The organism is Agromyces cerinus (genome assembly GCF_016907835.1).
GTDB lineage: Bacteria > Actinomycetota > Actinomycetes > Actinomycetales > Microbacteriaceae > Agromyces > Agromyces nitratus.
Map to the genome: position 1 here is coordinate 1,056,488 of NZ_JAFBCT010000001.1, position 13,923 is coordinate 1,070,410.

Annotated in this window: 12 protein-coding genes; 5 read left to right on the top strand and 7 right to left on the bottom strand. The window is 71.4% G+C overall.

What is annotated here, in order from left to right; translation table 11 throughout:
* Positions 1-5: 5 nt before the first annotated feature.
* From JOE59_RS04760 to nirB, 6 genes are all read right to left on the bottom strand, one after another.
* Positions 6-1,616 carry an FAD-dependent oxidoreductase gene (locus JOE59_RS04760; protein WP_204459165.1) on the bottom strand — a complete coding sequence of 537 codons (1,611 nt, stop codon included), beginning with the start codon at positions 1,614-1,616 and terminating at the stop codon, positions 6-8.
* Entirely contained in the window at positions 1,613-3,724 is a 2,112-nt protein-coding gene (locus JOE59_RS04765; protein WP_204459166.1) for a molybdopterin oxidoreductase family protein, read from the bottom strand. The genes JOE59_RS04760 and JOE59_RS04765 overlap by 4 nt, the downstream gene beginning before the upstream one ends.
* Positions 3,725-3,735: 11 nt before the next feature.
* On the bottom strand, positions 3,736-5,175 hold the full coding sequence (locus JOE59_RS04770) for an MFS transporter (protein WP_204459167.1): 1,440 nt from the start codon (positions 5,173-5,175) through the stop codon (positions 3,736-3,738).
* Positions 5,176-5,318: 143 nt separating this feature from the next.
* Positions 5,319-6,449 (bottom strand): uroporphyrinogen-III synthase, encoded by a 1,131-nt coding sequence (locus tag JOE59_RS04775; protein WP_204459168.1) that lies wholly within the window; start codon positions 6,447-6,449, stop codon positions 5,319-5,321.
* The gene (gene cobA, locus JOE59_RS04780) at positions 6,446-7,222 is read right to left on the bottom strand and encodes a uroporphyrinogen-III C-methyltransferase (protein WP_204459169.1); all 777 of its coding nucleotides are present in this window, start codon (positions 7,220-7,222) and stop codon (positions 6,446-6,448) included. Before cobA ends, JOE59_RS04775 begins: the two co-directional genes overlap by 4 nt.
* Positions 7,219-9,831 (bottom strand): nitrite reductase large subunit NirB, encoded by a 2,613-nt coding sequence (gene nirB / locus JOE59_RS04785; RefSeq protein WP_204459170.1) that lies wholly within the window; start codon positions 9,829-9,831, stop codon positions 7,219-7,221. The genes cobA and nirB overlap by 4 nt, the downstream gene beginning before the upstream one ends.
* A 233-nt stretch (positions 9,832-10,064) precedes the next feature.
* On the opposite strand from nirB, the gene nirD reads away from it, so the two are divergent.
* Positions 10,065-10,415, top strand: coding sequence for a nitrite reductase small subunit NirD (nirD, locus tag JOE59_RS04790; RefSeq protein ID WP_204459171.1), 351 nt, complete (start codon positions 10,065-10,067; stop codon positions 10,413-10,415).
* Positions 10,416-10,475: 60 nt separating this feature from the next.
* Here the strand turns inward: nirD and map are convergent, their stop codons facing one another.
* Positions 10,476-11,243, bottom strand: a complete 768-nt coding sequence (map, locus tag JOE59_RS04795; RefSeq protein WP_204459172.1) for a type I methionyl aminopeptidase — start codon at positions 11,241-11,243, stop codon at positions 10,476-10,478.
* A 73-nt stretch (positions 11,244-11,316) separates the two neighbouring features.
* Between map and JOE59_RS04800 the strand changes: the two genes are divergently transcribed.
* The 4 genes from JOE59_RS04800 (at position 11,317) to rnhB (ending at position 13,922) form a co-directional block, all read left to right on the top strand.
* Positions 11,317-11,856: a hypothetical protein gene (locus JOE59_RS04800; protein WP_204459173.1), complete on the top strand. Its 540-nt coding sequence runs from the start codon at positions 11,317-11,319 to the stop codon at positions 11,854-11,856.
* A gap of 208 nt (positions 11,857-12,064) precedes the next feature.
* Positions 12,065-12,412, top strand: coding sequence for a 50S ribosomal protein L19 (rplS, locus tag JOE59_RS04805; protein ID WP_056009567.1), 348 nt, complete (start codon positions 12,065-12,067; stop codon positions 12,410-12,412).
* An 81-nt stretch (positions 12,413-12,493) separates the two neighbouring features.
* A complete protein-coding gene (lepB, locus tag JOE59_RS04810) occupies positions 12,494-13,240 on the top strand; it encodes a signal peptidase I (RefSeq protein WP_204459174.1) in 747 nt (248 codons plus the stop codon).
* A 1-nt stretch (position 13,241) separates the two neighbouring features.
* Complete coding sequence (gene rnhB, locus JOE59_RS04815) at positions 13,242-13,922, top strand: ribonuclease HII (RefSeq protein ID WP_374191116.1); 681 nt, start codon at positions 13,242-13,244, stop codon at positions 13,920-13,922.
* The last annotated feature ends 1 nt before the right edge of the window (position 13,923 follow it).

Sequence of the window (13,923 nt, forward strand, 5' to 3'; positions counted from 1 at the left end):
CGTCCTCAGGCGGTGATGCTCGGCGACTCGTCGGTCTCGGCCGCGCGGGCGAGGATCTCGGCGATGCGCCCCTTGCAGCCGCCGCACCCCGTGCCGGCCCGGGTCTCGCGACCCACGCCCTCGACCGTCGTGGCGCCGCACCCGGCGGCCTCCTCGATGCGACCCACGGTGACCCCGTTGCACCAGCACACGGTCGAGGCCGGGGCGAACGCGTCGGCATCGGTGCTCGGGTCGTAGTCGGGGCCATCGAAGCGCAGCAGCACCGATCGGTCGGCCGGCAGCTCGCCGCGGCGCTCGAACAGCAGGGTGAGCTCGGCCGCGGTGCGCGGCATCCCGACACTCACGAAGCCCGTGAGCACGCCGTCTTCGGTCACCATCTTCACGTAGCGCAGGTGCTCGGGGTCGGCCCACTGCGAGACTCGCCGTCGCGGGTGCAGGGTGTCGTCGTCCCACGGGTCCGCCGAGATGTCGCCGACCGCGACCACGTCGATGTGCTCGGCCTTGAGCATCACGATCGCATCGCGCTCAGCGGGCGCCGCGGCATCCGCGGGGCTCTCGCCTGTCGTCGACGCGATGAACTGCGCGGCGAGCCACTCCGCCTGCCGCCAGCCCGGGCCGATGAGGCCTGAGGGAGCGCCGGGGAGCACGCGCTGCCCGGCGAGCTCCTCGGTGCGCGGGGCGACCTGGGCGCAGTCGCCGATCGCGTACACGTCGGGATCCGTCCAGCTCGCGAGGCCGGCGCCGACGACGACGCCGACGGCGGTGCGGAGGCCGGCGAGCGTCGCGAGCTCGTTGCGGGGGCTCACCCCGCACGAGAGCACGAGCAAGTCGCCGCGCAACTGCTTGCCGTCGGCGGTGACGACCATGTCGAAGCGGCGCGTGCCGTCGGCGTCGGTGCGGAAGGCCACGGCCTCTGCCCGGCTGTGGGCGACGACGGTGACGCCCGATCGGCGCAGGGCCGCGCGCAGCACGAGGCCGCCGCCGCGGTCGAGGTTGCGGGGCATCGGATGCGGGCCGTGATGCACGACGCAGACCTGCGCCCCGGCGTGGGCGGCGGCGAGCGCGAGTTCGAGGCCGAGCACGCCGGCGCCGAGCACGATGATGCGCTTTCGCGCGTGCACCGCGTCGAGCACGCGCTCGGCGTCGGCCAGGTCGCGGAGGGCGGTGATGCCCGCGGGCAGTTCGTCATCGCGCGCGACGAGCTGCTTCGCGTATTTCTGCAGCGAGTCGAGGTCGCGGCGGTGCCGTTCGACCCCGTCGAGCGTCGGCACGTTCGCCCGCGACCCGGTCGCGAGCACGAGCCGGTCGTACTCGAGCCGCTCACCCGAGTCGAGGTGCACGCGCCGTGCAGCACGATCGATCGAGGTCGCGGCGACGCCGAGCAGCACCCGCGCACCGGCGGCTTCCGCAGCGACCCGGTCGCCGACGAGCATCGCGTCGAGCTCGGTGTTGCCGACGGCGTACTCGGCCACGAGTACCCGGTTGTACGCCTCGACGTCTTCGCCGGCGACGACGGTGAGGGCGACGGTGCCGTTCGAGACGGCGGGCAGCAGCTCGTCGACGAAGCGGGCCCCGACGGGCCCGTAGCCGATGAGCACGATCCTGAGCGGGTTCATGCCGGCACCTCGATCTCGATGAGGCGTGCGAGCCGCACGAGGTTGGTCTTGAACTCGGGCATCGCCGAGACGGGGTCGACGGCGTCGGAAGTCAGGAGGTTCGCCGCCTGCTCGTCGCCGTAGTGGAACGGCAGGAAGACGGCATCGGGCCGGATGTCGGTCGTGAGCCGTGTGCGGCAACGCACGGTTCCCCGCGCGTTCGAGAGCTCGACGAGCTCGCCGTCGGCGACGCCCAGGCGTTCGGCGGTCGACGGATTCATCGCGGCCCGCGCCTCGGGCTGGGCCTCGGCGAGCTCGGGCACCCGCCGGGTCTGCGCGCCGCTCTGGTAGTGCTCGAGCAGTCGGCCGGTCACGAGCGTGAGCTCGCCGGGGAGCGGCGCAGGGTGAGCGGACGCCCGCACCGATACGGGGACGAGCCGCGCAAGCCCGTCGGGGTGGGCGAACCGGTCGGCGAAGAGACGCGGGGTGCCCGTGCTGCCGCGCGGGTACGGCCAGAACGCGGCCTCACCTCGGTCGAGCATCGCGTAGTCGATGCCCGAGTAGTCGGCGATGCCGCCCTCGGAGGCGAGGCGCAGCTCCTCGAAGACGAGTTCGGGGTCGGTGTCGAACGTCGCGGTGCAGTCGAGGCGTCGGGCGAGCTCCGCGAGGATCCAGAGTTCGTCGCGCACGCCACCGGGCGGCGTGATCGCACGACGGCGACGGATGACGCGGCCCTCGAGCGAGGTCATCGTGCCCTCCTCCTCGGCCCACTGGGTGATGGGCAGCACGACGTCGGCGAGCGCCGCCGTCTCCGAGAGGAAGAAGTCGCACACGACGAGCAGGTCGAGCGCGGCGATGCGCGCGCGCACCATCGCGACGTTCGGCGACGAGACGACGAGGTTCGATCCGTGCACCAGGAGCGCGCGCACGCCGCCGGGTTCGCCGAGCGACTGCAGGAGCTCGACGGCCGGAACACCCGGTCCGGGGATCGCGCTCGGCGCGACGCCCCATACCCGCGCGACGTGCGCACGCGCCTCGGGGTCGGTGATCTTGCGGTACCCGGGCAGCTGGTCGCACTTCTGGCCGTGCTCGCGCCCGCCCTGCCCGTTGCCCTGCCCCGTGAGCGTGCCGTAGCCGCTGCCGGCGCGCCCGGGCAGGCCGAGGAGCAGCGCGAGGTTGATCGCCGCGGTCGCCGTGTCGGTGCCGTCGACATGCTGTTCGACGCCGCGTCCGGTGAGGATCACGACGTTGCCGCCCGAGGCGAGCCGTCGGGCGAGACGGCGCAGCGTCAGTGCCGGCACGCCGGTCGTCGACTGCACGCGCTCGGGCCACCACGACGCCACGCTGCGACGGATCGCCTCGTACCCGACCGTGCGGGCTGCGACGTAGTCGAGGTCGACGAGCCGTTCGGCGATGACGATGTGGATGAGCCCGAGCAGCAGGGCGAGGTCGGTGCCGGGCATCGGCTGCAGGTGCAGGCCCTTGCCGTCGTCGGTCAGCCGGGCGGTCGCGGTGCGCCGCGGGTCGACCACGACGAGGCCGCCCGCGGCCTGCGCACCGGCCAGGTGACCGATGAACGGCGGCATCGTCTCGGCGACGTTCGTGCCGAGCAGCAGGATCGTGTCGGCCCCGTCGAGGTCGTCGAGCGGAAACGGCAGGCCGCGGTCGACCCCGAAGGCCCGATTGCCCGCCGCAGCCGCCGACGACATGCAGTACCGGCCGTTGTAGTCGATGCGGCTCGTGCCGAGCGCGAGCCGCGCGAACTTGCCGAGCAGGTACGCCTTCTCGTTCGTGAGGCCGCCGCCGCCGAAGACGCCCACGGCGTCGGCACCATGCGATGAACGGATGCCGCGGAGCGATGCCGCGACGTGATCGAGCGCCTCCTCCCAGCTCGTCTCGTGCAGCACGCCGTCGGCGCCCCGCACGAGCGGGGCGCCGAGGCGCGACGGGGCACGGAGGAGTTCCGCCGACGTCCAGCCCTTCTTGCAGAGCCCTCCCCGGTTGGTCGGGAAGTCGCGCCCGCTGACGGTCACCGGTGCGGTCGAGGCATCCGTTGCCGTTGCCGGGGTGAGGGTCATGGCGCATTGCAGCGCGCAGTACGGGCAGTGCGTGTCGGCGGAGCGGCTCATCCGGTCTCGATTCAGATCTTGTGTTCGCGCAGGCGGCCCGAGCGCACGTAGACGACGTAGGTGAGCACGAGGAGTGCGGCGTAGGCGGCGACGAACCCGAGGAACGCGCCGGCGTAGCCGCCCGTGGTCTGGAACGACAGGTTCAGCATCTGCGGGATGAGGAAGCCGCCGTAGGCGCCGATCGCCGAGATCAGCCCGAGGGCCGCGGCGGCCCTGCGCTGGGTCGACACGTCGCCTGAGCCGGCTGCGGCACCGCCGCGCACGGCGAAGACCACGGGCACCATGCGGTACGTCGAGCCGTTGCCGATGCCGGCCGCGGCGAACAGCAGCAGGAAGCATCCGAGGAAGAGCCAGAAGTTGCCGAGCGGGAGCGTGAGCAGCACGCCGATCGTGATCGTGCCCATCGCGGCGAAGGCGAGCATTGTGATGCGCGCCCCGCCGAAGCGGTCGGAGAGGCGCCCGCCGTACGGCCGGGCCAGCGAGCCGACGAGCGCGCCGAGGAAGGCCAGGGAGATCGAGGCGCCGCCGATCGCGATGGCGGAGAACTCGGGGAACTGGTCGGCGATCAGCTTCGGGAAGACGCTCGCGAAGCCGATGAACGAGCCGAACGTGCCGATGTAGAGCAGTGAGAGCACCCAGAGGTGCGGTTCGCGCAGGGCCGCCGCCGAGCCCGCGAAATCGGCCTTGGCGCTCGAGATGTTGTCCATGCGGCGGGCGGCGCCGATCATCGCGACGAGGATCAGCGGCACCCAGATCCAGCCCGCGAGCGGGAGGTTCAGCGTGGCGCCGGCACCGATCGTGATGACGATCGGCACGACGAACTGGGCGACGGATGCCCCGAGGTTGCCGCCTGCGGCGTTCAGCCCGAGCGCCCAGCCCTTCTCGCGCTGCGGGTAGAAGAACGTGATGTTCGACATCGAGCTCGCGAAGTTGCCGCCGCCGAAGCCCGCGAGTGCGGCCACGAGCAGCAGCACGCCGAACGGCGTCTCGGGGTTTCCGACCACGATGGCGAGCAGGATCGCGGGGATGAGGAGGAGCCCGGCCGAGATGATCGTCCAGTTGCGGCCGCCGAACTTCGGCACCAGGAACGAGTAGGGGATGCGCAGCGTCGCGCCGACGAGGCTCGGGATCGAGATGAGCCAGAAGATCTCGCCGGTGTCGAGGTCGAAGCCGGCGGCCGGCAGGGTGACCGCGACGATCGACCAGAGCTGCCAGACCACGAAACCGAGGAACTCGGCGAAGATCGACCAGCGGAGGTTGCGGCGGGCGATCGCACGTCCTTCGGTCTCCCATTGGGTGTGGTCCTCGGGGTTCCAGTTGTCGATCCATCGGCCGGGGCGGGTCGCGAGCGCGGGGGCGGTCACGGGGGCGGTCGTGGGGGCCGCAGAGGCCGGATCGACGCTCGGCGATGCGGTGACGGGCGGGGGAGCGGCGTTCACGGTGTCGGTCATCGGTGCCTCCGGGGAAGGTCGGTCGCGGGTCGAGCTGGTGTCGTGCTCGACGCTATTCGCGGCGTGTTTCCGCAGCGGATGCCGGTCGTAAACCCTGTGTCTCCACCTGCTCACCCGCCCCGGTGAGGTCTGTGAGGCCGGTCTCAGACATCGATCCGGTACCCGCGCTTGACGACCGTGGCGATGAGGCCCGGCACGCCGAGCGTCTGGCGCAGGCGGCTGAGCGCCACCTCGAGGGCGTGCTCGTCGTCGGTGCCGGGCAGTGCGGCCGTGAGCCGGTCGCGAGCGACGACGGAGCCTCGCGCGAGCACGAGTGCGCGGAGGATCATGAGGGCGACGGGTGCGAGGGCGACGCGGCGTTCGTCGACGTCGACGACGGAGCCGCGGAGTTCGAGCGGCCCGTGACGGGTGTCGAGGCGCAGCACCCGGCTCGACTCGAGGTGCTCGCAGACCAGCCTGATGAGCGCCCCCATGCGGAACCGCTCGGGCTGGATCGGCTCGATGCCCGCCGCGATGAGGGGTGCCGCCGTGACCGGGCCGACGGCCGCCGCCACGACCGGTCCGCACATCGCGTCGACGAGGTCCTCGAGTCGGCCGCGCACCTCGGCCGCAGCGAAGAGCGCGTGCACCGCGGGTGCGCTCGTGAACGTGATGCAGTCGAGTCCGCCCGTGCAGGCGGATTCGATGAGGCGATCGACCCGCTCATCGGTCTCGTCGGGCTCGATCCAGCGGTACGGCTCGACGGTCAGCACCCGATCGTGGGCGTCGCGCAGGCGATCGAGCTGCGACGGGTTCAGGAACCCGTGCAGCTGCACGGCGACCGTGAGCCCCGCCGGCCTGGTGTCGAGCACCTCGTCGATGAGCGACTCGGTGGTCTCCTCGGCGCTCATGCCGACGTCGTTCAGGCCGGCGGCACGGATGCCTCCGCGGGCCTTCGGCCCGCGCACGAGGATCGCCGTGTCGGAGAGCGCGTCGACGAGCTGCTCGCCGAGCCCCGCAGCGTCGGCGACCTCGAACCAGCGGCGCACGCCGTAGGCGGTCGTGGCGAGCAGCACGTCGGGCCGGGCCTCGATGATCGCCCGGGTGTCGGCGATGACGGGGTCGTCGCTGACGGCGTTCGCCATGCGGAGCGTCGGCGCGTGCAGCACCTGCGCGCCGCGTCGCACGAGTGCGTCGATGAGGTCGCCCGATCGTCGATCGCTCGTGACGCCGATGCGGAAGCCCTCGAGCTGGTCGGGGCGGAACCCCGGCGGGAGCTCGATGACGTCGGTCATGCGGCCACCGCCGAGAACGCCGCCGCCCGCTGCATGAGCTCGGCGGCGCTCGCATCGCCGTCGTGCGCGAGGCGCACGACTTCGCCGACCACGACGACCGCGGGGGAGGCGACGCGGGCTCGCCCCGCGGAGACGACGATGTCGGCGAGGTCGCCGATCGTCGTGCGCTGGTCGGTGCGGAAGCCGCGCTCGATGATCGCGACGGGCATCTGCGCGGGCATGCCGTATCGGGCGAGGCCGGCCGTCAGCGAGGGCAGCGAGTTCACCCCCATGAGCACGACGATCGTGCCGCCGAGACCCGCGAGGTGCTCCAGCTCCGTCTCGGTCAGCGGCGCGTGGCCGGAGACCACCGTGAACAGGTGGCTGATGCCGCGGTGCGTGAGCGGGATGCCCGCGGCGCCGGGAACGGCGACGGCACTCGTGACGCCGGGGATCACCTCGACCCGCACGCCCGCGGTGTGACACGCGAGCACCTCCTCACCGCCGCGCCCGAGCACGTAGGGGTCGCCGCCCTTCAGCCGCACGACGTGGCGGCCCGCGAGCGCGTGCCCGACGAGGAGCGCCTCGATCTCGTGCTGCGGCACGGCGTGGTGACCCGGTCGCTTGCCGACGTCGACGAGTTCTGCTTCGGGTGCCAGTTCGTGCAGTCGCTCGTGCGGGGCGAGCCGGTCGAACAGCACGACGTCGGCAGCTGCGAGGGCGCGCACGGCGGCGAGGGTCAGCAGGTCCTCGCGGCCGGGACCGCCGCCGACGAGGGTCACGCGGCCGGTCATGCGTCGGCTCCGCGCACCGGGATGCTCGGGCCCGAGACGAGCACGGCCTCGCCGCGCTCGCGCTCGTCGGCGGTGGCCGGCCGGAACTGCTCGCGCTCGGGCACCCGCGCGATCGTGGGGTCGGGCACGTGCGGCGCGTTCACGAAGGAGCGGAAGCGCCGGAGCCGCTCGGGGTCGGCGAGCGTCGCCGCCCACTCGTCCTCATAGGTGTCGACGTGGGTCGCCATCGCCTGCTCGAGTTCGTCGGCGAGACCGAGCGAGTCGTGCACGACGACGTCGCGCACATGGTCGAGGCCGCCCTCGAGGTCTTCGATCCATCGGGCCGTGCGCTGCAGCCGGTCGGCGGTGCGCACGTAGTACATGATGTAGCGGTCGATGTAGCGCAGCAGCGTCTCGTCGTCGAGGTCGCTCGCGAGCAGCTGCGCGTGCGCCGGCTGGAAGCCGCCGTTGCCGCCGACGTACATGTTCCAGCCCTGGTCGGTGGCGATCACGCCGACATCCTTCGCCCTCGCCTCGGCGCACTCGCGGGCGCAGCCCGAGACGCCGAACTTCAGCTTGTGCGGCGACCGGAGGCCGCGGTAACGCAGCTCCAGCTGCACGGCCATCGACACCGAGTCCTGCACGCCGAAGCGGCACCAGGTCGATCCGACGCAGCTCTTCACGTTACGCAGCGCCTTGCCGTAGGCCTGGCCCGACTCGAATCCGGCGTCGACGAGCCGCCTCCAGATCTCGGGCAGCTGGTCGAGCCGTGCGCCGAAGAGGTCGATGCGCTGGCCGCCGGTGATCTTCGTGTAGAGGTCGAAGTCGGTCGCGACCTGCGCGATCACGGCGAGCTTCTGCGGGGTGATCTCGCCCGCGGGAATGCGGGGCACGACCGAGTACGTGCCGTCCTTCTGCATGTTCGCCATGGCCCGGTCGTTCGTGTCCTGGAGGCCCCCGCGACCGCCGTCGAGGATGTAGGAGCCGTGCTGCGTCGCGAGGATGGAGCCGATGACGGGCTTGCAGACGTCGCAGCCGCGCCCGGTGCCGAGCCGCGCGACGATCTCGTCGAAGGAGGTGAGCTCGAGCACCCGCACCGACTCGAACAGCTCCTGGCGCGAGAGCGCGAAGTGCTCGCACAGCGCACGCGAGGGCGTGATGCCCGACTTCTGCAGCTCCGACTCGAGCAGCTTCTTCACGAGCGGCACGCACGAGCCGCACTGCATGCCGGCGCGGGTGCAGCTCTTCAGCGCACCGAGTTCGCTGCAACCCTCGGCGTGATCGGCGTGCGCACCGCCGACGGCGTCGCGGATGGTGCCCGCGCTCACGTTGTTGCACGCGCAGACGAGTGCCGCAGCGGGCAGTTCGTCGCCGCCCGGCGCCTCCATGCCCGACGCCGAGAGGTAGGCGGCGGGCTCGCTCGAGAGTTGCGTGCCGAGCAGTGGTCGCAGCGACGCGTACGGCGACGCGTCGCCCACGAAGATGCCGCCGAGCAGCGTCTTCGCGTCGCTGGTCACCACGAGCTTCTGGTACAGGCCGCGCGCCGGGTCGGCGTAGACGATCTCGAGCGCCTGCTCGGTGCGTGCGAGCGCGTCGCCGAAGCTCGCGACGTCGACCCCCGAGAGCTTCAGCTTCGTCGCGTCGTCGACGCTCGTGAACTCCGCGGCACCGCCGAGCAGCCGGTCGGCCACGACCTCGGCCATCGCGTTGGCGGGGGCGACGAGCCCGGTGCAGCGCCCCTCGAAGCTCGCCACCTCGCCGATCGCCCAGACATGGGCAGCGGATGCCGCGCACGCCGTGCTGATCGCGATGCCGCCGCGCGGCCCGAGCTCGAGCCCGAGCTCGCGCGCGAGTTCGTCGCGCGGGCTGATGCCGATCGCGAAGACGACGAGATCGGCATCGATGCGGCGCCCGTTCGCGAGTTCGACCCCGACGACCGCCCCGCCCTCCGCCAGCACGGCGGCAGGGCGAGTGCCGAGGTGCAGGCCGATGCCCTGCCCCGAGATGATGCGGCCGAGCGCGCGCCCCGCACCTTCGTCGAGCTGGGCCGACATGAGCCACCCGCCGGAGTGCACGACCGCGGCGTGCGCCCCGAGCTTGGCGAGGCCGCCTGCCGCCTCGAGCCCGAGCAGCCCGCCGCCCGCCACCACGACCTGCGCGGGACGGCCGTGCGCCGCCGCGAGCGCGTGCGTCTCAGCGACGAGGGCGTCGACGTCGTCGATCGTGCGATAGACGCGGGCGTGGCCGCTTCCGGGGATCTCGGGCACGGGGGCGCTCGAGCCCGTGGCGAAGACGAGCTCATCCCAGTGCAGGGCCAGGCCGCCCGAGGTGGTCGCCATCTGCGCGTCGCGATCGACGGCGATGACGCGCTCGCCAGTGACGAGGCGGATGCGGTCGTCGTCCCACATCGACGAGGGCTGCAGGGTCAGGTCGGCCGCGCCATCCGCGAGTCGCGTGCTGAGCGCGACCCGGTCGTACGGTTCGTGCAGTTCCTCGCCGACGACCGTGACGCGCAGGGCGCGGCCGGTGTCGCGGGCGTGCAGGCTGTCGGCGAGCCGGTGCGCCGCGGGTCCGCCGCCGACGATGACGACGTCTCGTACGCCGGCATCCGCTTGGGTGCTCTCGATCATGGCCGCCTCCGGGGCTCGACTGAGGCGAGCGAATTGGCTGCCTCAGGGACTCGAATGAGGCGAGCGTACGACCGGCCGGTTTCCGCCCTGTTTCGGCGCGGTAACCGAAGCGGTCCTCCGGCGCACGCCCGTCGATGGGTCGTGTGAGGACGGTTTCACGTCGGTGAAACACGCGGATGCCGCGGAGGAAACACCCGGAACCTAGCCTCGGAGGCACGACGAGAGGAGCCGGCATGTCGCTGACGATGGAGACGACGACCACGTGGGTGCCGACGTGCGAGGTCGCCGACCTCGAGCCGGGCTGGGGCGAGGTCGCGCTGCTCGGGCGCACGCAGGTCGCACTCCTCCGTCTCGAGGAGGAAGAGGTGTACGCCGTGGACCATCACGACCCGCACACGGGCGCGCCGGTGATGGCGCGGGGCATCGTCGGGTCGCGAGGCGACCGGCCGACGATCGCATCGCCCCTGCACAAGGAGGTCTACGACCTCGGCACGGGGGAGTGCTTCACCGACAGCGCGCTGGCGCTGCGCACCTATCGTACGCGCATCGTCGGCGGCATGATCGAGGTCGAACTCGAGCGCTGACATCGGAGCGGAGCGCCGAGCCCGCAGCCGGCGCAGCGGATGCCTGCAGCGGAACCCTGCTCAGGAACGCTGCGTGAGCACGATCGGGTCGCCGTCGGTGATGGCGATCGTGTGCTCGGAGTGCGCGCCGCGCGAGCCGTCAGCGCTGCGCAGGGTCCAGCCATCGGGGTCCGTGAAGATGCGGTCGGTCGTGGCGAGGAACCACGGCTCGATCGCGACCACGAGTCCGGGCTTCAACGGCAGCCCTCGGCCGGGACGTCCGTTGTTCGGGATGTGCGGGTCGCCGTGCATCGTGCGACCGACGCCGTGGCCGCCGAAGTCGGTGTTGATCGAGTAGCCCTCGGCCTTCGCGACATCCGCGATCGCCCGTGAGATGTCGCCGATGCGGTTGCCCGTGCGCGCGGCCGCGATGCCGGCGTCGAGTGCACGCCGACTCGTGTCGATGAGGCGCAGGTCTTCGTCGCGCGCCGTTCCGACGACGAGGGAGATCGCCGAGTCGGCGACCCATCCGTTCACCGAGGCCGCGAAGTCGAGGCTCAGCAGGTCGCCGTCGCGCAGACGGTAGTCGTGGGGGAGTCCGTGCAGCACGGCGTCGTTCACCGAGGTGCAGATGACCTTGCCGAACGGGCTCGCGCCGAACGAGGGGTGGTAGTCGATGTAGCAGCTCTCGGCGCCGGCCTTGCGGATCATCTCGTGCGCGAGGGCGTCGAGTTCGAGCAGGTTCACACCCACCGCGGCTGCTGCCGAGGTGGCCTCCAGCACGCTCGCCACGAAGCGGCCGGCGGGCCGCATCTCCTCGATCTCTGCAGGGGTCCGAAGTTCAATCACGACTCCATTCTGTCGGCTCCGCCCTGAGTGAACACCCGGCGCGCGCCGAGCTTCGTCGGATTACGCTGAGTTCATGCTCCTGAGGCGCGCACTCTACAGATGGCAGATGATCGCGATCATCGTGCTGCCGGTGTGGCTCGCGGTGGGCTGGGCGATCTTCGGCGGAGGCGGTTGGGGCACGCTGGGGCTCGTCGTCGTCGTGCCCATCGCCTTCATCGTGCTCGGCGTCGTGGCACTCATCACGAACGTGCGTCCCACCGTGCGTCAGGAGCGTGCGCTCTCGTGGATCGATGTCGGCGTGCTCACTGCCTGGCATCTCTCGATCATCGGCACCGGGTTCTACGGGCCGACTGCCACGGGCTTCGGCGTGCTCGCGATCCTCCTCGGCATCGCCGCGTTCTGGGCCGCGGTCTGGCAGCTCGTCACCGACGGCGCCAACCGCATGAAGGCCTCCATGGCGGAGTTCGAGCGGCTCGCGGGCGAGCAGCCCGGGGCGCCGACCGGCGGTGCGTCGAGCGGTTCGGCGGGCAGCGCCGGCCCAGGGGTGCGGCGCCCGCCGTTCGACGACGGCAGCGACGACGTGATCATCATCCACGAGGTCCGCGAGGACTGACCGGCGGCCGTCGAGGCGATCTGCGATGGGGCATCCGTCGCCAGCTTTTGGCCTGTCGCCCCCGGGCGTGGCACAATAGAGGATTGTGCCGCCGCAGGTCTCTGCCTCCGGGGAGCGCGCACGCACGATTTGCTCGTGCGAGGCGGCACCAGAACTTCCATCCAATGATCCGCGTTCGACCGGTGGCGGGCGCAGAGAGCGAACCAACATGCATATCCTCGACCACGTCGACGCCGCGAGCCTGAGGTCGGATGTCCCCGACTTCCGCCCCGGCGACACCGTCAAGGTGCACGTCAACATCATCGAAGGCACGCGCGCGCGCATCCAGGTCTTCCAGGGCGTCGTCATCGGCCGCCAGGGTGAAGGCGTGCGCGAGACCTTCACGGTCCGCAAGGTCAGCTTCCAGGTCGGCGTCGAGCGCAAGTTCCCGGTGCACTCGCCCGTGATCGACCACATCGAGGTCGTCACCCGCGGTGACGTACGTCGCGCGAAGCTGTACTACCTGCGTAAGCTCCGCGGCAAGAAGGCGAAGATCAAGGAGAAGCGCGACGCCTGATCCGCTTCGCGGATCGCGCTCCACGCGAACTCTTCCCCGAGCTCCCCACCCCTAGACTGGGTGGGGAGCTCGGGCGGTTAAATGACAGAAGAAGACACAGGCACGCGAACGGATCGCGCGGATTCGGCGACGCCGAACAGACGACGCGGCGTTCTCCTGTTCCTCCGAGACCTGCTCGTCATCTTCGTGGTGGCCGTGCTCGTCTCGTTCCTCATCAAGACGTTCCTCATCAGATCGTTCTTCATCCCATCGCAGTCGATGGAGGAGACGCTGTTCATCGACGATCGCATCATCGTGAACCAGCTCGTCCCCGACGTCACCCCGCTCGAACGCGGAGACGTCATCGTCTTCCGCGACCCCGGCGGATGGCTCCCGGCCCGCGCCGACGTCGAGCAGCCGCCGCTCGTGGCCGCCGTCGACTGGTTCCTCGCCTTCGTGGGCCTCGCGGCGCCCGACTCGAACGACCATCTCGTGAAGCGCCTCATCGGGCTGCCCGGCGACCACGTCGTCTGCTGCAACGCCCTCGGGCAGATGAGCGTCAACGACGTGCCCCTCGACGAGCCGTACATCGCGCTGCCGCCCGGCGACACCAAGGCGTCGCGCGACGACTTCGACGTGGTCGTGCCCGAGGACTCGCTCTGGGTCATGGGCGACAACCGCAACAACTCCAAGGACTCCCGGTACAACACCGAGACGCCGCTCAAGGGGTTCGTGCCGATCGACAACGTCGTGGGCCGCGCCTTCGTCGTCAGCTGGCCGGTCGACCACTGGGCGTGGCTCGACAACTACCCGCAGGTGTTCGAGGGCGTCGACGAGGCGGGCGACTGACGTGGCCCCGGCAGCGATCCCGACGCTTCGCGTCGAACGGGAGTTCCTCGCCGACGCGCCCATGATGCTCGCGTGCGACGAGGTCGGTCGCGGTGCGCTCGCGGGCCCCGTGACGATCGGCCTCGTGCTCATCGACTCCGGCGTTCGGCGCATGCCTGCGGGTCTGCGCGATTCGAAGCTGCTCAGCGAGCCGCGCCGTGAGGCGATGGCGCCGAGAGCCGCCACCTGGGTGCGCGCGTCGGCGGTCGGCGAGGCCAGCGCGGCCGAGATCGACGAACTCGGCATCATGGCCTGCCTCGGGCTCGCCGGCGCCCGTGCCTTCGCCGAGCTGTCGGCGGCCACCGAGCTCATCGCCGACGTGCCGCTGCTCCTCGACGGCAACCACGACTGGCTGAGCGCCTCGATCGAGCGTCGCGCACGGGTCGTCACCCGCATCAAGGCCGACCGCGACTGCGCGTCGGTCGCCGCGGCATCCGTCATCGCCAAGGTGCACCGCGACCGCTTCATGCGTCGGATGCACGACGAGCGCCCGCTGTACGCGTGGGACGAGAACAAGGGCTACTCGAGTCGTGCGCACTTCGCCGCGATCGCCGAGCACGGCCCGAGCGAGCTCCACCGCACCACCTGGCTGCACGAGCAGACGCAACCGGCGCCGACGCTCTTCGACCTCAGCGTAGGATGAG

Excerpts from the sequence above, each read along its gene's own strand:
- JOE59_RS04760 (WP_204459165.1), bottom strand. The coding sequence starts at position 1,616 with ATGAACCCGCTCAGGATCGTGCTCATCGGCTACGGGCCCGTCGGGGCC.
- JOE59_RS04765 (WP_204459166.1), bottom strand. The coding sequence starts at position 3,724 with ATGAGCCGCTCCGCCGACACGCACTGCCCGTACTGCGCGCTGCAATGC.
- JOE59_RS04770 (WP_204459167.1), bottom strand. The coding sequence starts at position 5,175 with ATGACCGACACCGTGAACGCCGCTCCCCCGCCCGTCACCGCATCGCCG.
- JOE59_RS04775 (WP_204459168.1), bottom strand. The coding sequence starts at position 6,449 with ATGACCGACGTCATCGAGCTCCCGCCGGGGTTCCGCCCCGACCAGCTC.
- cobA (WP_204459169.1), bottom strand. The coding sequence starts at position 7,222 with ATGACCGGCCGCGTGACCCTCGTCGGCGGCGGTCCCGGCCGCGAGGAC.
- nirB (WP_204459170.1), bottom strand. The coding sequence starts at position 9,831 with ATGATCGAGAGCACCCAAGCGGATGCCGGCGTACGAGACGTCGTCATC.
- nirD (WP_204459171.1), top strand. The coding sequence starts at position 10,065 with ATGTCGCTGACGATGGAGACGACGACCACGTGGGTGCCGACGTGCGAG.
- JOE59_RS04800 (WP_204459173.1), top strand. The coding sequence starts at position 11,317 with ATGCTCCTGAGGCGCGCACTCTACAGATGGCAGATGATCGCGATCATC.
- rplS (WP_056009567.1), top strand. The coding sequence starts at position 12,065 with ATGCATATCCTCGACCACGTCGACGCCGCGAGCCTGAGGTCGGATGTC.
- lepB (WP_204459174.1), top strand. The coding sequence starts at position 12,494 with ATGACAGAAGAAGACACAGGCACGCGAACGGATCGCGCGGATTCGGCG.